This is a genomic window from Pseudomonas sp. LB3P93, from assembly GCF_054898025.1.
Window position 1 is genome coordinate 6072234 of the sequence record NZ_CM142713.1, and the last position, 20072, is coordinate 6092305.

The 20072-nt window shown below is 61.5% G+C and carries 18 protein-coding genes; 4 read left to right on the plus strand and 14 right to left on the minus strand.

Translation table 11 applies throughout. The annotated features are described in order from the left end of the window. Positions 1-60: 60 nt before the first annotated feature. Together ACYZT8_RS27800 and ACYZT8_RS27805 are read left to right on the plus strand one after the other, a co-directional pair. On the plus strand, positions 61-1467 hold the full coding sequence (locus ACYZT8_RS27800) for an adenosylmethionine--8-amino-7-oxononanoate transaminase (RefSeq protein ID WP_461977473.1): 1407 nt from the start codon (positions 61-63) through the stop codon (positions 1465-1467). Between the two features lie 142 nt (positions 1468-1609). Then, the gene (locus ACYZT8_RS27805) at positions 1610-2329 is read left to right on the plus strand and encodes a 16S rRNA (uracil(1498)-N(3))-methyltransferase (protein WP_461977475.1); all 720 of its coding nucleotides are present in this window, start codon (positions 1610-1612) and stop codon (positions 2327-2329) included. Between the two features lie 111 nt (positions 2330-2440). Here the strand turns inward: ACYZT8_RS27805 and trhA are convergent, their stop codons facing one another. After that, on the minus strand, positions 2441-3058 hold the full coding sequence (trhA, locus tag ACYZT8_RS27810) for a PAQR family membrane homeostasis protein TrhA (protein WP_461977477.1): 618 nt from the start codon (positions 3056-3058) through the stop codon (positions 2441-2443). A gap of 129 nt (positions 3059-3187) precedes the next feature. Here trhA and ACYZT8_RS27815 point away from each other — a divergent pair, with 129 nt between their 5' ends. Beyond that, positions 3188-4108 carry a LysR family transcriptional regulator gene (locus ACYZT8_RS27815; protein ID WP_461977479.1) on the plus strand — a complete coding sequence of 307 codons (921 nt, stop codon included), beginning with the start codon at positions 3188-3190 and terminating at the stop codon, positions 4106-4108. A gap of 106 nt (positions 4109-4214) precedes the next feature. On the opposite strand, the gene madM is transcribed toward ACYZT8_RS27815, so the two are convergent. The 11 genes from madM to ACYZT8_RS27870 all read right to left on the minus strand — a co-directional run bounded on the left by madM (position 4215) and on the right by ACYZT8_RS27870 (position 12730). After that, a complete protein-coding gene (gene madM, locus ACYZT8_RS27820; protein ID WP_461977481.1) occupies positions 4215-4979 on the minus strand; it encodes a malonate transporter subunit MadM in 765 nt (254 codons plus the stop codon). 1 nt (position 4980) lies between these two features. Beyond that, positions 4981-5397 (minus strand): malonate transporter subunit MadL, encoded by a 417-nt coding sequence (gene madL, locus ACYZT8_RS27825; protein ID WP_461977483.1) that lies wholly within the window; start codon positions 5395-5397, stop codon positions 4981-4983. Between the two features lie 65 nt (positions 5398-5462). After that, complete coding sequence (gene mdcH / locus ACYZT8_RS27830) at positions 5463-6374, minus strand: malonate decarboxylase subunit epsilon (protein WP_461977485.1); 912 nt, start codon at positions 6372-6374, stop codon at positions 5463-5465. Continuing rightward, positions 6371-6982, minus strand: coding sequence for a malonate decarboxylase holo-ACP synthase (locus tag ACYZT8_RS27835; RefSeq protein WP_461977487.1), 612 nt, complete (start codon positions 6980-6982; stop codon positions 6371-6373). The genes mdcH and ACYZT8_RS27835 overlap by 4 nt, the downstream gene beginning before the upstream one ends. After that, a complete protein-coding gene (gene mdcE / locus ACYZT8_RS27840; protein WP_461977489.1) occupies positions 6976-7779 on the minus strand; it encodes a biotin-independent malonate decarboxylase subunit gamma in 804 nt (267 codons plus the stop codon). The genes ACYZT8_RS27835 and mdcE overlap by 7 nt, the downstream gene beginning before the upstream one ends. Beyond that, positions 7776-8630, minus strand: a complete 855-nt coding sequence (locus tag ACYZT8_RS27845) for a biotin-independent malonate decarboxylase subunit beta (RefSeq protein ID WP_461977491.1) — start codon at positions 8628-8630, stop codon at positions 7776-7778. The genes mdcE and ACYZT8_RS27845 overlap by 4 nt, the downstream gene beginning before the upstream one ends. Then, positions 8623-8922, minus strand: a complete 300-nt coding sequence (locus tag ACYZT8_RS27850; protein WP_149416385.1) for a malonate decarboxylase subunit delta — start codon at positions 8920-8922, stop codon at positions 8623-8625. The genes ACYZT8_RS27845 and ACYZT8_RS27850 overlap by 8 nt, the downstream gene beginning before the upstream one ends. Then, the gene (locus ACYZT8_RS27855; RefSeq protein ID WP_461977494.1) at positions 8922-9779 is read right to left on the minus strand and encodes a triphosphoribosyl-dephospho-CoA synthase; all 858 of its coding nucleotides are present in this window, start codon (positions 9777-9779) and stop codon (positions 8922-8924) included. Before ACYZT8_RS27855 ends, ACYZT8_RS27850 begins: the two co-directional genes overlap by 1 nt. Continuing rightward, positions 9779-11449, minus strand: coding sequence for a malonate decarboxylase subunit alpha (gene mdcA, locus ACYZT8_RS27860; RefSeq protein WP_461977496.1), 1671 nt, complete (start codon positions 11447-11449; stop codon positions 9779-9781). Before mdcA ends, ACYZT8_RS27855 begins: the two co-directional genes overlap by 1 nt. 263 nt (positions 11450-11712) lie before the next feature. Further along, on the minus strand, positions 11713-12138 hold the full coding sequence (locus tag ACYZT8_RS27865) for a hypothetical protein (protein ID WP_461977498.1): 426 nt from the start codon (positions 12136-12138) through the stop codon (positions 11713-11715). Then, positions 12101-12730, minus strand: a complete 630-nt coding sequence (locus tag ACYZT8_RS27870; RefSeq protein WP_461977500.1) for a nucleotidyltransferase domain-containing protein — start codon at positions 12728-12730, stop codon at positions 12101-12103. Before ACYZT8_RS27870 ends, ACYZT8_RS27865 begins: the two co-directional genes overlap by 38 nt. Positions 12731-13170: 440 nt before the next feature. On the opposite strand from ACYZT8_RS27870, the gene ACYZT8_RS27875 reads away from it, so the two are divergent. Beyond that, positions 13171-13548 (plus strand): DUF6124 family protein, encoded by a 378-nt coding sequence (locus ACYZT8_RS27875; RefSeq protein ID WP_461977502.1) that lies wholly within the window; start codon positions 13171-13173, stop codon positions 13546-13548. A gap of 132 nt (positions 13549-13680) precedes the next feature. Here the strand turns inward: ACYZT8_RS27875 and ACYZT8_RS27880 are convergent, their stop codons facing one another. Both ACYZT8_RS27880 and ACYZT8_RS27885 read right to left on the minus strand, forming a co-directional pair. After that, a complete protein-coding gene (locus ACYZT8_RS27880) occupies positions 13681-14136 on the minus strand; it encodes a chemotaxis protein CheW (protein ID WP_461977504.1) in 456 nt (151 codons plus the stop codon). Further along, positions 14129-20029 (minus strand): Hpt domain-containing protein, encoded by a 5901-nt coding sequence (locus ACYZT8_RS27885; protein WP_461977506.1) that lies wholly within the window; start codon positions 20027-20029, stop codon positions 14129-14131. Before ACYZT8_RS27885 ends, ACYZT8_RS27880 begins: the two co-directional genes overlap by 8 nt. Positions 20030-20072: the final 43 nt, after the last annotated feature.

A 20072-nucleotide genomic window follows, 5' to 3' on the forward strand; every position in this document is an offset into this window, starting at 1 on the left:
GCATAGGCTTGCGCGATTGTTTGCCCGCGAAACCAGCGAGCCGCCTCGAGGAGACTGAACATGGGCCTGAATAATCAGTGGATGCAACGCGATCTCGCGGTTTTGTGGCATCCCTGCACCCAGATGAAAGACCACGAACAGCTGCCGCTGATCCCGATCAAGCGCGGTGAAGGCGTGTGGCTTGAAGACTTCGAAGGCAAACGCTACCTCGACGCCGTCAGCTCCTGGTGGGTCAACGTGTTTGGCCACGCCAACCCGCGCATCAACCAGCGCATCAAGGATCAGGTCGATCAGCTGGAACACGTGATCCTCGCCGGTTTCAGTCATCAGCCGGTGATCGAGTTGTCCGAGCGCCTGGTGAAGATGACGCCGGAAGGCCTGACCCGCTGCTTCTACGCCGATAACGGTTCGTCCTGCATCGAAGTCGCGCTGAAAATGAGCTTTCACTACTGGCTCAACCGCGGCCAGCCGAACAAGAAGCGCTTCGTCACCCTGACCAACAGCTACCACGGCGAAACCATGGCGGCGATGTCGGTGGGCGACGTGCCGCTGTTTACCGAAACCTACAAGGCGTTGCTGCTGGACACCATCAAGGTGCCGAGCCCTGACTGCTACCTGCGCCCCGACGGCATGAGCTGGGAAGAACACTCGCGCAACATGTTCGCCGCCATGGAACAGACCCTGGCGGAGAACCACGACACCGTCGCTGCGGTGATCGTCGAGCCGTTGATCCAGGGCGCCGGCGGCATGCGCATGTATCACCCGGTGTACCTGAAATTGCTGCGCGAAGCCTGCGACCGTTATGGCGTACACCTGATCCACGACGAAATCGCCGTCGGCTTCGGCCGCACCGGGACGATGTTCGCCTGTGAACAGGCCGGCATCCGCCCGGACTTCCTTTGCCTGTCCAAGGCCCTGACCGGCGGTTACCTGCCGCTGGCGGCCTGCGTCACCACCGAAGATGTCTACAGCGCTTTCTACGACGACTACCCGACCCTGCGCGCCTTCCTGCATTCGCACAGCTACACCGGCAATCCGCTGGCGTGCGCGGCGGCCTTAGCGACGCTGGATATCTTCGAAGAAGACAACGTCATCGAGAACAACAAGGCCCTGGCGCAGCGCATGGCCAGTGCCACTGCGCACCTGGCTGATCACCCGAATGTCTCGGAAGTGCGCCAGACCGGCATGGTGCTGGCTATCGAGATGGTCAAGGATAAGGCGACGAAAGAAGCTTATCCGTGGCAGGAACGTCGCGGCTTGAAGGTGTTCCAGCATGCGTTGGAGCGCGGTGCTTTACTTCGACCGTTGGGCAGCGTGGTGTACTTCCTGCCGCCGTACGTGATTACACCGGAGCAGATCGACTTCCTGGCCGAAGTGGCCAGTGAAGGCATCGACATCGCGACGCGTGATGGCGTCAGCGTATCGGTGCCGAAAGACTTCCACCCCGGCTTCCGCGATCCGGGCTAAAAATCACGAGAAACCCTGTGGCGAGGGAGCTTGCTCCCGCTGGGTCGCGAAGCGGCCCCAAAAGTGGGACTGCTGCGCAGTCCAGCGGGAGCAAGCTCCCTCGCCACAAAAGCAACTCCGATCCAATTTTTCGAGACCCAGCATGAGACTGTCCCGCTTCTTCATCGACGCCCCCCTGAGCATCGGCCAACACGAGTTGCCGGAAGCCCAGGCCCATTACATCAGCCGCGTGCTGCGCATGGCCGAGGGTGATGCGCTGCAACTGTTCGACGGCTCGGGTCATGAGTTTCGCGCCACGCTGGTGGAGGTCGGCAAGAAACGCGTCGTCGTGCAGATCGACGAAAGCTTCGCCGGGCAGATCGAATCGACGCTGGCGATCCATCTCGGCCAGGGCTTGTCCCGTGGCGAGCGCATGGATTGGGCGATTCAGAAAGCCACCGAACTGGGCGTCACCGAAATCACCCCGATTTTCAGCGACCGCTGTGAAGTCCGGCTGAAGGACGAACGCGCCGACAAACGCCTGATGCATTGGCGCCAGGTTGCGATCAGCGCGTGCGAGCAATGCGGGCGTTCACGGGTGCCGGTGATTCATCCACCGCTGTTGTTGGCGGACTGGTTGAAGCAGACCGAAGCTGAGTTGAAACTGGTGCTGCATCCGGTGGCGGAGCCGTTGGTGAGTCATGAGAAGCCTGGGACGCTGGCGTTCTTGATCGGGCCGGAAGGTGGGTTGTCGGATGCTGAAGTGGAGCAGGCTAAAGGGGCTGGTTTTCATGCTGCCCGGCTGGGTCCCCGGGTGTTGCGCACCGAGACCGCGCCGGTGGTGGCGCTGGCGGTGGCCCAGCAGCTTTGGGGTGACTTCTAGGGCCCCATCGCTGGCAAGCCAGCTCCCACAGGGTTTAGTGTTGAACATGAATTTTATGTTCCACACGTAACCCTGTGGGAGCCGGCTTGCCGGCGATGGCCGCAACACGGTTCAAAGGACGTAAAACATGATCGCCACGAAGTGCAGCAAGCTCCCCGCAATCACGAACAAATGCCAGATCCCGTGCGCATGCCGCAACCGATGATCCAGGGCAAAAAAGATGATCCCCACGGTGTACAACACCCCACCCGACGCCAGCCAGGCAAACCCCGTACTGCCCAGCGCAGCGAGTAACGGCTTGACCGCCACCAGCACAATCCAGCCCATCACCGCATAAATCACGATCGACAGAATCCGCGCTTCCGACCGCGGCTTGATCTCTTGCAGGATGCCGATCAGCGCCAGCCCCCAGACAATCCCGAACAGCGTCCAGCCCCAGGGCCCGCGCAAGGTCACAAGGCAAAACGGCGTGTAGCTGCCGGCGATCAGCAGGTAGATCGAAAAGTGATCGACCTTCTGCATGATCGCTTTCTTGCGCCCGCGCACGCTGTGGTAAACGGTCGATGCGCTGTAAAGCACCATCAAAGTAAAGCCGTAGATCGCCACGCTGACGATCTTCCACGGGCTGCCGTCCATACTGGCAATCACCAGCATCCACACCACCCCGACCGTGGCCGCCACCGCCCCGACCAAATGCGTCCAGGCGTTCAATCTTTCCCCGTGATACATGTATTGCTCACCTCAAAATTCGTTACAACATCGCGCAAGGCTCAGCCCTTGAGATTAAAAGCGCAATGTTTCAGATCACAATTCCCCTCATGCGTGCACAATCGAGCCATTCGAATAAGAGTCCACGCCATGCTGATCGACGAAGAGTTGACCCTGAAAAAACTCGAGGTGTTCCTGGCCTTCATGCGCACCGGCAACCTGGCCCGGGCCGCCGCCGAGTTGCAGACCAGCAACGTCAGCGTGCACCGGGCGATTCACTCCCTGGAAAGCGCCCTGCGCTGCCCGCTGTTCAAACACGAAGGCCGCAATCTGACGCCGCTGGAAAGCGCTTATGTGCTGGAAGAACGGGCGCAAAAACTGATTCAGGACGTGGTCGAAACCGTGCGCCTGACCCGCGAAGCGGCCGGGTTCTCGGCTGAACGCTTCAAGCTCGGCTCGTTGTATTCGTTGACGGTAAAGACAGTGCCGCAGCTGATCATGGGCCTGAAGATTCGCCGCAGCGAACTCAACATCGACCTGATTCTCGGCTCGAATTTCGACTTGCTGTACAAGCTCAAGAACATGGAAGTCGACGCGATCCTGGTGTCCCTCGACGAGAGCGTCAACGACCCGGACTGCGAGCAGATTCCGCTGTTTTCCGATGACATCTTCCTGGCCACGCCGGCGGATTCGAAGTTTGCCCAACGGGCGGAAGTTGACCTGGCCGAAGTGCGCGACGAAACGTTTATCACCCTGACCCAGGGTTTTGCTACGCACCAGGATGGGAACCGGGTGTTCAAGCAGGCGGGGTTCGAGCCGAAGGTGGCGATGCAGGTCAACGACATCTTCACCCTGCTGAGCATGGTCAGCTCGGGGGTCGGTTATGCGCTGCTGCCGGGGCGGATTGCGGCGGTGTATGAGAATCGGGTGAAGCTGATTCCACTGCAGGAACGGTATCGGTTGCAGCAGCACATTGGTGTGGTGTTCTTGAAGGCCAAGGAGCGTGATCCGAATTTGTTGGCGTTGTTGGCGGAGTGTCGGATGTATGCCAATCGCAATGCCACCCAATGATCGTTCCCACGCTCTGCGTGGGAATGAATCAATGGACGCTCTGCGTCCGCTTTGGGACGCGGAGCGTCCCGGGCTGCATTCCCACGCAGAGCGTGGGAATGATCAGTCAGCCCACAATCCCGCGAACAATGAAGTACAACAACGAAGGCCCCAGCAAGCACCCAAGCCCGGTGTGGAACGTCGCGGTCAATGCGCCATAAGGCACCAACCGCCGATCCGTCGCCGCCAACCCGGCCGTCACACCACTCACAGTGCCCGCCAATCCGCCAAACACCATCGCCGAACGCGGGTTATCCAGGCCCATCCAGCGTGCAGCCATCGGCGTGCCGACCATCACCAGAATCGCCTTGATCAACCCGGTGGCAATCGACAACGCCACCACATCCGAACTCGCGCCAATCGCCGCACCGGTCACCGGCCCGACGATGTACGTCACGGCGCCCGCGCCAATGGTGGTCATGCTGATCGCATCGCGATAACCGAACACCCAGGCCATGCTCGCGCCGACAATGAATGGCAGGACCGTGCCCAGCAGCAGCGCAATCACGCCAATCAACCCGGCCTTTTTCGCTTCGGTGGCCTGCACTTCGAACGCGGTGGCGACGATGGCAAAGTCCCGCAACATAGCACCGCCCATCAAACCGATACCCGAGAACAGCGTCAGGTCCGCCAGGCCTTTTTGCCCACCGGTCATGGTGCCGCCAACCCAGGCCAGAACAAGCCCGATAACAATGGCAATCGCCGAGCCGTGAATCCGTCCGAACGTCAAACGCTTGGACAACACCACCGACACCCACATGATCACGCCAACGAATGCGAACGCCGTGACCAAACCGTTATGTTCCAGGCCTTTCTCGATGAGATCCCACATATCAGCGACCTCCTACTGGCGTGCCAACCGGGATGACTTCCTCGGGCTCATCGGGCAAGGGTTCGCCCTTGTGAGTGCGGCTGATCAGCGCAATCGTGCAACCGCAAATCACCACCGATCCAATCGCCGCCAGCACCGCCACCGGGCCGCCGTGCAGCGCAGTCACAACGTTCTGTTGCGCAGCCATCGCGACCACCACCGGAATGTACATCGCGCCCCAGAAGCCGACGCCCATCTCGCAATCCTTGGTCATGCCGCCGTGCCTGTGCATCCACAACCGTGCGCAGATCAACAAGATCATCGCGATCCCGACCCCGCCCACGTTAGATTTCACACCCAGCAACACGCCGAGCATGTCTCCCAGGATCACCCCTGCCAGCGTACAAATCGCCAACAGCGCCACACCGTAAATAATCATTGTTGTTGTCCTCAAAGTGCATCGTCGAATGTTGTTTTTGTTGTTCGAAGGCCTGAGTCGGTGGTCTAGGGTTGGCGGCTTCCCTCCTCAAGCAACAGCGCCTGCAAGGTATCGAGGCGAGCACCGTCGAAAGCAATCACGGTGCCTTGCTCGAACACCCGGCGCGCCAGCCCGGTCAGCACCGCACCGGGCGGCAGTTCGATCTGTAGACGCACGCCACGCTCGTAAGCGCTTTGCACGGTGCCGCGCCAATCCACCACGCGGCACATGTTGAAAGCCAGGTCGTCGCGCAAGGCTTCAATGTTGATGACGGGCCGGGCGCGACTGCCGCTCAGGTAGCCCACTGTCGGGGTTTTCAGTTGCACCTTGGCGAAGGCTTCGGCCAGGGTTTTCGCTGGCGTTTCCAGCAACGGGCAATGGGACGGCACGCTGACGGCCAGCCGCTTGGCCAGACCCGCACCGCGAACCCGGGCCAGTTCGGCGACGGCTTTCATCGCAGCATCGCTGCCAGCGATGACCACCTGGTTATCGGCATTGATGTTGGCCAGATAAACCGGGGTGTCGACGCTATGAACCTGCGCCAGCAATCCTTCCACTGTGGATAAATCAAGACCGATGATCGCGGTCATGCCGAAGCCTTGTGGATAAGCCTGCTGCATCAATTCACCACGCAGGCTGACCAGATGCAGCGCATCGCTGAAGCTCAAGGCACCAGCCACCACCGCTGCCGGGTAGGCACCGATGGAGAGACCGGCGACGTAATCCGGTGTCATCAACAACTGGCATGAAGCGGCAACTCCGGCAATCAGCAGACAAAGCTGAACGGCCCTCGTCGACTTGAGCGCCTCGGCAGAATCCAGCAGCAACACATCTTCGCCGAGCACATCACTCGCCTCGATCACCGTTTCGCGAGGCAAACGATGGAGCATGCCCGGCTGCTGCGCGCCTTGGCCGGGGAACACCAGCAAACTGCTCATGCTGCTTGCTCCCACGGATCAACGACCAAGCAGGCTTCGCGGGTGTTTTTCAGCAACACCCGGCGGGCAGGACCGGCCCATTCGCGCAAGGCGACGGCGCCGAAAGGCGTCTGCAACTGCATGTCTACCTGGCACGCAGCCGTGTCCAGAATCTTCACCAGCGCCAGCGCTTTCAATCGGTCCAGCGGTTGCGGCGTGCGCAGGATCAAGTCGAGATCGCTGCGCTCATGCAAGGCCTGAATACCACTGGCCAGTTCAAACCCGGCGCTGCCGCTGACGCCCCACACCCAACCACAACCATCGAGCAGCGGCCGCAGTTGATCGAGGGCATGCACTGCCGGCAAATCCCGGTCGATCAAAACATGACAAAGCGCTTCCGGCCGCACCCGACGCGAAATCGCATCGATTGACATCGAGGTCGCATAACGCTGCTCACGCAAACGTCCACGCACGCCGACCGCGATGTGATCCGGTGCACTCAACGCACGCCGAACCACAACCGGTTGCCCTGCACTGATCGAGTCGATCACCCACGATGGTGCGTCCACAGGTAGCTGCTCCGAGGTCATGCCCCAGAGCAGGTCGTGGGCCAGAAACGTATTCACCACTGTGCTCTCAGCAGTTGGCGGACCTTGCTCGATGCCGCGCGGTTGGTCGCGCCCAAGCGGCTGCTCAGGTCGCGACCGTTGGCGGCAACATCGCCAATCGCCTGGTTCAGGCATTCAGTCACCCGTGCCAGATCCGCCGCCGTCGGCTGCTCGATCTGTTCCACCGACAAGGTTTCCCAAAGCAATCCAAGGCTCGCGTAACTGTCGATGTCATACGCCATCGGCGGCACGCTGGCGGCCAGCGCTTCGAGTTCCTCGACACTGCGCAAGGTCACTCGCGCTGCAGACGCTTTACCCATCGCGTGCACCATCACGCCCGGGTCACGCAAGGCAATCAAGCGATTGGCCTGATACCCATGAGCGAGAAACGCCCCGGACATTGCCTTGCCCACCAGCAAGCCGATCACGGCATGGCCGGCCAGTCGGGCGCGGGCATAACTGTCCGCTGCACCGGCCAAGGCCTGATGAATGCCGAGCGCTTCTTCGCGCCGACCGTAGGCCTGACTCGGCACGTCGACGATGGCGATCAGGGCGCGCTTGTGTGGTTTATCCGCGTCTGCGGCGATGACCTCTTCCACAGCCTTGGCCAGGCCCCAGCCTTCCAGCAGACCGACCTCACCATTGCGGGCACGGACGAAGCGGTTATCGGGATCAGCCACCACCGCGATAAAGCGCACAGGCTGATCACCCAACACACCGTCGGCCACCTTCAATGAAGCGGGCAAACCATCGACCGGTTTCGCGCCTGCACTCAAGGCATTGAACCAGCTCAAACCTCTCAGGGAATTCGTGTTCATGAGCGCTCTCCTTGATACAAATCGCGAACCGTCGCCGGTTCGATTTGCGGCGTAGCGTCCAGACGAGCCAGCCGTTGCAGGAACAGGTCGGCCTGACGGCTGCGTTGTTGCTCCGGCAAACCTTGCTTGAGCAATTCACTGATCTGCTGCTGAATCTGCGCCACATCGTCGGCGACATAACGGTCCACCAAACCACTGGCAAACCGTTGCTCGCCACCGGTCAGGCTCCAGATGAAAGGACGGTCGCGAGAGTCGTACTCCTCAAGCCCCGCTTCCTGTTCGATCACTTGCGGACCGTTCAAACCGAGGCGTGCTTCCTGAGTCACCAGCAAATAGCTGCACAACCCGGCGGCAATCGACATCCCACCGAAACAGCCAACGCTGCCGGCCACTACGCCAACAACTGGCTGGTACTGGCGCAGGTCGACAATCGCCGCATGAACATCGGCAATCGCGGCCAAACCGAGGTTGGCTTCCTGCAAGCGCACGCCACCGGTTTCCAGCAGCAACACGGCGCGGGTCGGAATGCCGTTGCGGTTATCTTCGGCGGCCAATTCCAGCGCGCCGGCCATTTTCGCGCCGCCGACCTCGCCGAGACTGCCACCCTGGAATGCGCCTTCAATCGCAGCAATCACCACCGGCAAACCACCGATGCTGCCCTTGGCGATTATCACGCCGTCGTCGGCTTGCGGGACCACGCCCTGGCGCGACAACCATGGCGACATGACGCGCTGAAACGGGTCGAGCAATTCACGGAAGGTGCCAGCGTCGAGCAAGGCTTTCGCCCGTTGCCGGGCGCCGAGTTCGACGAAGCTGCGTCTTTGTAGGGATGGCTGGAGGAGATCAGTCATGGCCGATCTCCTCAAAACCCTGCTCCAAGCGCAAGCGCACCACGCCGGGGGTCGCGCCGAAATCGTGGATATCGATGGCCATCGCCGGCGGTGTCTGGCCGTCGAACATCCGTGCAAACAGATGCTGCCAGCGTTGTTCCGCGCCATTGACCGAGGTCTGCACCTTGATCGTCAATTTGCCGGCCTGACCCGGTTCGATCAGCACTTCCAGATCGCCCGAGCCGACACAGCCCACCAGCGTGCGGCCATGTGGCGGCTGCCCGGCTGGGAATTCAAAGGATAAGGTTTCCATCAGCAAGCTCCGGACTCGATGCGGTCGATGAACAGGCAGGCGGCGAGCAAATCCGCAGCACCACCGGGCGACGCATTCAATGCGATTAATTGTTCGTCCAACTCGTGCAAACGGCGGCGACCGGCGAGGCTGGCACTGCCGCCTGCATCGAGTACGGCCTGGGCACCGAGTTGCATGGTGTGCAGGCCGTGTTCGCCCGCTCGGTAAAGCACGCAGGTGTCGGCCAGATTGGTCATGATCGCCAGCAAGGCATCAAGCCGGGCGTTCTGCTCGCCATGGCCAAAGGCGCGGCTGCGTTTGAGTTGCGGCAGCGCACGTTGCAGCACCGAAGGAAAGCCAAGCTGGGCTTCTTCACGGGCACCGCGAGCGCCGTAACGTTGAGCGACCTGGGCGCCATGACTGAGTGGACGTGGCGCGAAACGGTCGTCGAGTAAAGCAAGGCGTGCGGCGCGCAAAGTGACCGAGCTTGCGGAGCTGGATTCAGGTTCCAGTGCGGCGGCAGTGACCAAAAGCCCCAAGGCCCAGATCGCCCCGCGATGAGTGTTCACGCCGCCGGTGGTGGCGAGCATCGCTTGCTCCCCTTCCCGACCAATACGCCCGACGGCTTCGCGCAGCGGCAAACCAACGTCGCCAAACTCAATGGCCGCTTCCGCCATTTCCTTGAATGCAGGCCACAGGGACAGCGCCGAGGCGTGCATCAGCCCAAGGTGCAGATCGGTGTGAGCGCCATTGCCACGACGGTCGACCAGCGCCGGTTTCGGCGACAGGTCCGCTTCGTCGATCAGCGCGTCCACGGCCATGTCCGCCAGCTGTTCAGCCAGGGACAGCGTTTTCGGTTGCAGGTTGAATGCGTGCATTACCAGCTCCTGAACTTGGCGGGCGGGTTGTAGAGGCCACCGGACCACTCGACCAGATCGGCCACGCTTTTAGCCGCGAGCAACTCGCGTGTGGCGTCGGTGCGGCGGATGCCGAGGTCTTCGGGCAAGGCGATCAGGCCTTCGCGGCGCATACGCGCGGTGTCTTTAGGGTTGTGGCGCAGGCCGATGGCGGTCACCCCGGCGACGGCGGCGATCATGGCCTGACGTTCTTCCAGCGAACGGGCCTTGTACAAATAGGCGATGCCCTCTTCGGTCAGCAGGTGGGTGACGTCGTCGCCGTAGACCATGATCGGCGCGAGTGGCATGCCGCTTTTTTTCGCCACTTCGATCGCATCGAGGGTTTCGACGAAGGTCGGTTTACCCCCTTCCTGGAAGGTCTCGACCATTTGCACCACGAGTTTTTTACCGCGTTCGAGCAAGGCTTCGGGCGCATCGTCGTGACGCATGTCGAGCCAGGCCGGGGTGCTATGGCGGCGACCGCGCGGGTCGTGACCCATGTTGGGCGCACCGCCGAAACCAGCCAAACGTCCCCGAGTGACGGTGGAGGAGTGGCCGTCACCATCGACTTGCAAAGTCGCGCCGATAAACAGGTCCACCGCGTATTGCCCGGCGAGCTGACAGAACATCCGGTTGGAACGTAGCGAGCCGTCGCGCCCGGTGAAGAACACATCCGGCCGCGCGGCGATGTAGTTTTCCATCCCCAGTTCGGTGCCGAAGCAATGCACGCTTTCGACCCAGCCGCTTTCAATCGCCGGGATCAAGGTCGGGTGCGGATTGAGCGTCCAGTTGCGACAGATCTTGCCTTTGAGGCCAAGGGATTCGCCGTAGGTCGGCAGGATCAATTCGATGGCGGCGGTGTTGAATCCGATGCCGTGGTTCAGGGACTGCACGTTGTGTTTTTCGTAGATCCCGCGGATCGCCATCATCGCCATCAACACGTGCACAGGCTTGATGTGCCGTGGGTCGCGGGTGAACAGCGGTTCGATGTAGAACGGCTTGTCGGCCACCACCACGAAATCGACCCAGGACGCTGGGATGTCGACACGCGGCAGGTCGCTGACATCGTCCACCAGTTGATTGACCTGGACGATGACGATGCCGTCGCTGAACGCGGCCGGTTCGATCAATGCGGGCGTGTCTTCGGTGCTCGGGCCGGTGTAGATGTTGCCGGCGCGGTCGGCCATGAAACCGGCCGAGAGCACAACGTTGGGAATCAGGTCGACCACCAGTCGCGCATAGAGCTCGATGTAGGTGTGGATCGCACCGATTTCCAGCAGGCCGTCTTCCAGCAACTGGCTGATGCGCAGGCTCTGGGTGCCGGCGAAGGAGAAGTCGAGCTTGCGGGCGATGCCGCGTTCAAACAGGTCCAGGTGCTCGGAACGGCCGACGCTGGGCATGATCATGTGCAGGTCATGCAGCTTGGCAGGATCGGCCTTGGCCAGGGAGCGGGACAGGAAATCCGCCTGCTTCTGGTTATTGCCCTCCAGCACCACGCGGTCGCCGGGCAGGATCAACGCCTCCAGCGCTGCGACGATGTTGTCGGTGGGAAGCACCACACCGTCGGCCAGGCGTCGCACCAGTTCGAGACGCCGCTGCTTCTCGCTGCGCCGCCGCGTCCATCGCGAGTCGGGGGATATTGTTGTTGTCATGACCACTCCACGGGTTCGCTGTCGTGGGAGTCACCTTAGGAGTGTTGGGTGGGCGGCATCAATCAAGCAGAGTGGTGGATTGTTACGGTCAGGGTAATGATCGACAGAAGTTCTCTGTTGCCAGTACTGGCCTCATCGCGGGCAAGCCCGCTCCCACAGTGTCCGTTCCGTGCTCACTTCCTGAGCTACTCACAAATACCTGTGGGAGCGGGCTTGCCCGCGAAGGGGCCAGCACAGTCCCCGCAGTTTCCAATGACGGAGCATTACAGCCCAACCATCTGCTGCTGCACACGAACCAGCAACTGCTCAGCGCTTTCCAACAACTGCGCCAACAACGCCGGATCTTCATCCATATAGCCTTCGTACTCCGCCAGGTTTCGTCGCTCATGGCACAGCGCGAATAACCGAACCTGCACTTTGCCAATATCAGCGGAATGAACCAGACACTGAAACACCAGGTATCTCTTGTCTGAACGATAACCACACAAGCGAAGAGCCGTCAGAGCCAAGGCATGGGCAGCGTTGTAAGCCAGGTCAAAACGGCTCGCGAAGGAAAGCGAAGACGTTTGCGCATCTTTCAATCGATCCACAGCGGAACGCATCAGCCCTTCGCATTCCTTGCGGTCCGGTGGCTCGGCTTTCAATCCACCGCTACGTAACAGGTTCTCCAGATTCTCGTTGCTGCCCATCCTTGGACTCCAAAGGGTTTCCCCCCATCAGGTTGATCTTGTCCTGCTGCGCCACCCGCACCACAAAGCTGTTTTCAGCCGCCAGTTTTGCGGCCCAGTCGTCGGGGGTGTAGAGCGTCGGGTTGAGGACGCGGCCCAGTTGTTCCTCCAGAGGCATGAGCCGCTCCATCACTTCACTGTAGTGGAGGCTTTCGCCGATCAGCATGAGATCAATGTCACTGGATGCGTTTGCCGAATCCTTGGCGATCGAGCCGTACACAAATGCCCAGGTGATCTGTCCGGCAAAGGGTTGCAGCGCTTGGCGCAAAGGCTCGGCAATACCAAAAGTCTTGCGGACGATGCCTGACAGTTCGGCATAGATCGGGCATTGCGGATTGGCTTGATAGTGGGTCTGGTTGCCCTGACGGCTCAGGGTCAGCACACCGGCCTGGTGCAATCTATCCAGCTCGCGCATGAGGCTGCCTTTACCCACTTGAGCCCAGCGGGCGATCTCGTTAGCGTAAAAACTGCGGTCGGGTTTGCCGAACAACAAGCCCAGCACTTTTTGCTGAGTGGTCGTGAACAGGGCTTCGCTGAGGGAAAGGTTTTTCACAGTGGCAACCGATGAGTCCCAAAAAGGGAACGATAGGTCCCTTTTTGGGAATCTTCAACCTGTCGCGAGCGGAATGGGGATTTGTGTTTAAACATTTATCCGCAGCAACGGTGAGAGGCTACGCGGTCTGGCGTCGCGGCCTACAGCAATGCCGGAAGCCGCTGACTGGTGGGTTTTTGCGCGGGCCTTTATCGTTTATGGGTCGCTGACAATTCAGCGAACGGGATTGGAACCCCGTGGTGTTAACGAGGCAAAAGCGCCTTTCATAACGTATGCTTGCGCACCTTTAATGGGTGCACTCCGTTATGGCGGCTGTGCGCGGGAGACCTTTGAGTCTGTCGGGTTTTGTCCGTTTGCCCGGGTTCCAACCCGCGTACAGCTGCCACCCCTTCGATTGGAACCCGATGGAGCAGCTGAAACTCATTAAATGGAGCTTCACTATGTTCAAAGCCACTCCCAATCCCCCAGAAACCGACACCGATCCCGAAGCAATCCTTGAAGCCGAGAAACTCAAGGAAGCCGCTGACCGCGTCTTCTCTTATTACTTCCCCCCTGCCCAGGAAAAACCGGGCAAGCGCCGCAAACACCCTCTCTTCACCGTCTCCCCCGATATCGACACCGAAGCCCTTTTGGCCAACGCCTCTGAAGACTTGCTGTCCATCAGCGCCATTGCGGCCGATCTGGCGGACGATGTTGAAGGATCACGCCGGTCGGTAGCCCTGGCGCTCAGTCGAATGGCCGATGGGGTGCAGTTGTTGGTGGAGCGGGCGCTGGATCATAACGAGGCGTTGCAGATGCAGATGCGCGCCAAGGTCTAGTGCATAACCCCTGTGGCGAGGGAGCTTGCTCCCGTTCGGCTGCGCAGCAGTCGCAAAATAATCGGTTCGCCGGAGATTTTGGGGCTGCTTCGCAACCCAGCGGGAGCAAGCTCCCTCGCCACAGGATACGGGTCAGACCAACCCGGCACTTACCAGTAACTCCTCCAGCGCCAACAAGTCAGGCACCTTGGCCACTTGCTCCCCCACCTGCACCGCCGCCTGTTCCAGCCGACACAACGGCACATCCACATAACTCAATTGACTATCCAGCTTGTACGACCGCGGAATCCCCTGCACCAGCAGCGCAATGAACTTCAGCTCAGGGCGCCCGCCCAAGGCATTCAGAATCACGATCCGCGCCCGCTCGCCGATGACGATTTTCTGGCCACACGCCGACTCAAAACTCAGCAACGGAATCTGCCGATCCCGCCACGTCACCAACCCCAGGTACCACGGCGGCGTATCCAGATCGAACGCCCCCGGTTGATAGTCGATCAACTCCGCCACCGCCACGTTGGGCAGAATCAGATTGCGGTCGGCCAAGGGCAACAGCAGCCCGGTGAGATTGCTGGTGCGATGCTCAAGCATGGGTTTTGCTCCACAGGGCGATGCTTTCGAGCAGCACCGATTCCTGGTACGGCTTGCCGAGGTAGTCGTTGACGCCGATGGCCATGGCGCGGTCGCGGTGTTTCTGGCCGGTGCGGGAGGTGATCATGATGATCGGCAAGTGCTGCAAACGTTCGTCGCTGCGCACTTGGGTCGCCACTTCGAAACCGTCCATGCGCGGCATTTCGATGTCCAGCAGCATCAGGTCGGGCATGTGTTCTTCGAGCAGCAGCATGGCGTCGACCCCGTCCTTGGCGGTCAGCACGTTCATGCCGTGGCGTTCCAGCAGACGGCTGGTGACCTTGCGCACGGTGACCGAATCGTCGACCACCAACACCAGCAGCGGTTTATGCGGCTCGACCTCGGCGTCCTGGGTCAGCGTGCGTTGTGGCACCTGCGCCTGCATGGCGCGGATCGGCGCCAGCAAGTCGAGAATCAGCACCACCCGGCCATCGCCCAGAATCGTCGCCCCGGACAACCCTTGCACCGCCGCAAACTGCGGACCGAGGCTTTTGACCACGATCTCCCGAGTGCCGGCCATGGAGTCCACTTGCACGGCGATGTGCCGCTCGTTGCATTGCACCAGCAATACCGGCAGCGGCAGGCTCTGGCCCAGCAGTTTCGGGCGGGTGCTGGTTTTCAGCAGCTCACCGAGGTAGCACAGTTCGTAACGCTGCCCGGCGTATTCGTAGGTCGGCGGATCAAGTCGGTAATGCCCTTCAAGTTCGTTGGGCAACACGCGAACGATGCCGTCGATGGTGTTCAGCGGGATCGCGTATTGATCCTCCAGGCATTGCACCATCAGCGCGCGGTTGACCGACACGGTGAACGGCAGGCGAATGCGGAAGTGCACGCCCTGCCCCGGTGTCGAGTCGATGACCATGGTGCCACCGAGCTGCCGGACTTCTTCGTGAACCACGTCCATGCCCACGCCACGCCCGGAGATCTGGGTGATTTTCTCGGCGGTGGAGAACCCCGGTTGCAGGATGAATTGCAGCACGTCACGGTCGCTGATCTCGGCATCCGGAGCCAGCAAGCCGCGCTTGATCGCCTTGCGCCGCACCGCATCCAGCGGCACACCCGCGCCGTCGTCGCGGATGTCGAAAATGATGTCGCCGCCCTCGCGGGACAGGTCGAGCGTAATCCGACCCTGAGCCGGTTTGCCGGCCGCGATACGCACCTCGGCCGATTCCAGACCGTGGTCCACGGCGTTACGCAGCATGTGCTCCAGCGGTGCCGCCATGCGCTCGAGGACGTTGCGGTCCATCTCGCCTTCGGCGTTACCGACCACAAACTCGACGTCTTTGCCCAGCTCACTGGAGACTTGGCGGACGATGCGTTTCAAGCGCGGCAGCATGCGCTCGAACGGCACCATGCGCGTGCGCATCAGGCCTTCCTGCAATTCGGTGTTGATGCGGCCCTGCTGCTGCAGCAGGTTTTCCGCGTCCTGATTGCGGCGGTCGAGGGTTTCCTTGAGGTCGAGCAGGTCGGAGGCGGATTCGAACAGCGCACGCGACAACTGCTGCAACTGCGAGTGACGGTCCATTTCCAGCGGATCAAATTCTTCGTAGCCCAGGCGTTCGGCTTCGACTTGCTGACGGCTGAGAATCCGTCCCTGGGTTTCGGTATCGAGCCGCCGCAACTGATCGCGCATCCGCTCGATGGTGGTTTCCATCTCGCTCAGGGCCACCCGCGCATCGTTGACTTGCTGCTCGATACGGCCACGGAAGATTGAGGTTTCACCGGCCAGGTTGACCAGATCGTCGAGCAGTTCTGCCGAGACCTTGACCATGTCGGCGCCCGCTTCGGCTTGCAGCACGGGCGTGTCGGGTTTCGGCGCGGCGGGCAGCACCACCGGCGTATCGAGAACGGCGGGATGACTGAAGTTCTTGATCGCATCGATCAACTGGTCGGCCGGCGGCAAGGGTTGACCGGCGCGGGTGGCATCGAGCATTTGCGCCAGTCGGTCGTGACTGCTTTGCAGCAGCGCGAACAGCGCCGGGGTCGGTTGCAGCACGCCAGCGGAGAGGCCTTCGTAGAGGAATTCCAGCTCATGGGCGAGGTCGCCGATGGGGGCAATTTCCACCATCCGCGCGCCGCCCTTGAGCGTGTGCAGGTCGCGCAACAGGGTTTCCACTTCCTGGCGGTTCGACGGCTCGGCTTGCCAGCGCACGAGGGCCGCGCCGGAGTTTTCGATGATGTCGAAACCTTCCTCAAGGAAGATCTCCAGCAGCTCGGGGTCATGCCCCGGCGAGTCATTGGCCGGCGCGGGTTCCGCCACTTCGGCGCTGTTGGCGTTGCCCTGACGGAACTCGCGAATCGCTTCGATCAGTTCGTTCGGGGCACCCAGCGCGTGCTGGTTCTGCAGCTGTTCAAGCAGCACCGCGAGGCGGTCATGGCTCTGTTGCAGCAGTTGCGCCAGGGTTTCACTGTGGCTGTAACGGCGGTCCACCAGACCTTCGTAAAGACTTTCCAGTTCATGGGCGAGGTCGCCGACCGGCTCGACCTCGGCCATCCGCGCACCACCCTTGAGGGTGTGCAAATCGCGCTGCAAGGACGACAGCGGCGCGGCGTTGTCCGGGTCGCTCAGCCAACGCTGCAAGGCCTGGCCGGCGCTCTCAAGAATATCCACCGCTTCTTCGAGGAAGATCGAAACGATCTCATCGTCCAGCTCGACCTGGGTTGCAGTCTGTTCCAGTTCCGCGGTGGCGCTGCCCAGTTCCCGGATGCTCAGGGTGCGGCTGCCATCGCTGCGGATCAGGCCCATGGAAGACGGATCAAGGCTTTCATCCAGCAAGCCGCGCAGAGCCCGGATGCGTTCCGGTTGCGGGCTGACTTCCTGGCCGGCGGCCAGTTCGTCAAGCATGTTGATCAGCGCTTCGTGGGCACTTTGCGCCTCGTGGAAAAACCGGTCGCTGACCGCCAGGCTGCTCTCTTCCACCGCGCCGTACAGGTCGAGCAACGCTTCGCAGAGCTCATCCACCGGGTGCAGATCGGCGAGGTGCGCGCCTTCGCCCAAGGTGGTCAATTCATCCAGCAACGCGGTGAGTTCCTGACGCTCGCCGGGGTGCTGCTGCCAACGCTGCAACAGGCTTTCGGCGTCCAGGAGGATGTCCATGCCCTGGGCCAGGAAGTTGTTGATCAGTTGCGGATCGCGCTTGGTCCGCAGCGCGGTGCTCGGCGCTTTCAACAGCGCGTCCAGACGCTCGGCGAGCAGCGCCTTGGTGCGCTCGATCAATGAATGAGCGCCCGGAATCTCGGCCAGCGGATCACCCTTGAGTTGCCGCAGCCCAAGGCGGAACAAGCCTTCGGCTTCCAGCAGCAGTTCGACTTCGTCGAGGTCGAGGGCGATCAGGTGTGCCTTGTACTCGCGGGCGAGTTGATCCAGCGGCGTCGCCAGCTCGGCAATCGGCAACACACCGGCCATCGAGGCGCTGCCCTTCAAGGTGTGCAACGCCCGCTGCAACTCGTCGCTGGCTTGCAGCGGCACATGCTCGGCGGCTTGATCGAGGAAGCGGTTGAGGCTGGTGAGATGGGTCTCGGCTTCCTTGCGGAAGATCTCCAGCAACAGCGGATCAAGGGCCGCGACGTCCTGGGTGTCTTCATCGCTGGCAGGCGTATCGCCCTTGGCGAGGGCATGGGCGCGAGCGGCCAACTGGTCGACGTCGTTGCGCTGGCGTTGGGCATTGGTGGCGTATTCGGCCACCAGCTCCGGCAGCAGGTTCAGTGCATCGTCGAGCAATTGTTGCACCGCCGCCCCCGGCGCAACGCTGCGCTCCAGCACGCGGTTGAGCAGGTTTTCCACCGCCCACGCCAGCTCGCCCAGCACCAGCGCACGGACCATCCGGCCACTGCCTTTCAAGGTGTGGAACGCCCGGCGCAATTCACTCAAGGCGGTTTCATCGCCGGGATTGGTTGCCCAGCGCGGCAAGTATTCCCGGAGGATATCCAGGACTTCATCGGTTTCTTCGAGGAAGACTTCCCGCAGCTCATCGTCCACCGGTTCTTCGCCGGCGGGCGGTGGCAGCAGGCTGCCCGGGGTGGTCAGGGCAGGTGGATTGACCGAAGACACCGGACTGGCCAAGACATCGGCCAGCGACTGGACGGTGTCCGGATCATCGAGTTCCTGCAGGTCCTGCATCACCTGGGCTTCACTCGGGCTGAGCACATCCTCAAGCATCGGCACATGCTGTTCGCTGGGGAAAAACCCGAGTGACGCCAGGCTTTTTTCCGCCACGTCGAGCAATTGTTCGCCCGGCGCCTCGGGGTCGTCGCTGAGACGCTCCAGGTAATATTCGATGCTGGTGATGACGTCGGCCAGGCTGTCCAGTTCCTGCCAGCCAGGCTGCTCCGGGTCCAGCAGCAGATGCTCGCGGATGAAGTGGTTGCAGGTTTCGATCAGGCTCGCCGCACGGCTCAACGGAATCATCGCCAGCGCGCCGCGCACCTGGGTCAGCAACGCCGGCAAGGCCTGCAAATGCTGGCGGTCCCAGTCGGCGTCGATGTAATCGACGATCATGTCCTTGGCCTGTTGCAGACAGATGCGCGCTTCCTTGATCACGATCTGGTGGATCTGCGTCAGGTCGGTGGTCGGCAGGTGACTTTCTTCCTGGCTCTCCGGCTCTACGGTGCCGACCATCCCGGCCAGCGTCGCTTCGACGTAGAGCAAGGCCCCGGCGACGTCCATGAGAATGGCGTCGTTGGGTTCGCGCTGACCCTGCGCAAGGCTCAGTACCACCGCCAGTTGATCGATGATGACTTTGCGCGGCTGGCCGAAACCCAGCACTGCCAGGGTGTCGGCGATTTGCCGCAGCGGCGCCAACAGGGTTTCGAGGTCCGAGGCGTGCTGGCGGTCGCTGCGTACAAACAGGTCGAGGCGTTCCTTGACCCGCACCAGCTCCTCACAGAGCGCGGCCAGCACTGAGCGCATGGCGTCACGGTCGGGACCGGCCAGGCGGGCGCGTTCTTCGTCGACCATTGCGCTGTCAGGCAGCGCGTCGTCCAGTGAGTAACGATCTTTCATGGTCAGCATCTGCCCGGTGGGATGTTCGGCCTTGGCAATGTAGAACAGCAAACTCTTGAGCAACTCCGGCGGTGCCGGCTGATTGATGCCGCGTATGCCCTGTTCGAGCAGGCGTTTGAGTTCTTTGTCGGCGTCCTTGAACAGGCTGCGCAGCGCCGGGCTATTGGCAATCGAGCCACCGCGCATGCCTTCGACCAGCGCCGAGGCAACTTGCCACAACGGGCTCAAGGGCGCGTTGCCGCACAGCCCTTCAAGGCGTGAAAAAACCCTGGCCAGGTAACCGAGGTGGGTTTCGTCGTCCTGCTCGCGCAGCAACCCGACCAGCGCCATTTGCAGCATCTGCCGCAACTTGCGCAACACATTGGGAAAATCTGCCGGCTCAAGCAGGGCCAGCGACTCTTCGTCCAGCGCCGGCAGGTCGAGCAATTGCGGGCTGAACAGACTGGTTTCCGACAACAGGCTTTCGCCCCGGGCACTGCGCAAGTCGTTGAGCAACGGCAGCACCACCAAAGGCAGATCACGGCGCGCGCCTTGCACCCGGTCGAGGTAGATCGGCAGTTGCCCGAGGGCTTGCAGCAACAGATGAAGCGCCTCGTCGCGATGGCTGACCCGGTTCTGTTGCAGGGCGGTGGCCAGTTGTTCCATTTCTTCGGCGAGCAGGGCCGCGCCGTAGAATTCGACCATCTGCAAACTGCCGTGAACCTGATGGATGCACGCCAGGCAATCGCTCAGGGCGTGCGTCGCCTGAGGGTCATCAAGCAGGGTTTCGATCGCTTGATGAGCCACTTTCAGCGTTTCGGCAATCTCGCCTTTGACCCACTCGAGGGCCACATAGTCGTGCCGATCACCCATAACCACTCCAAATCACTGCTCTACTCAAAAAAACGCAAACGCC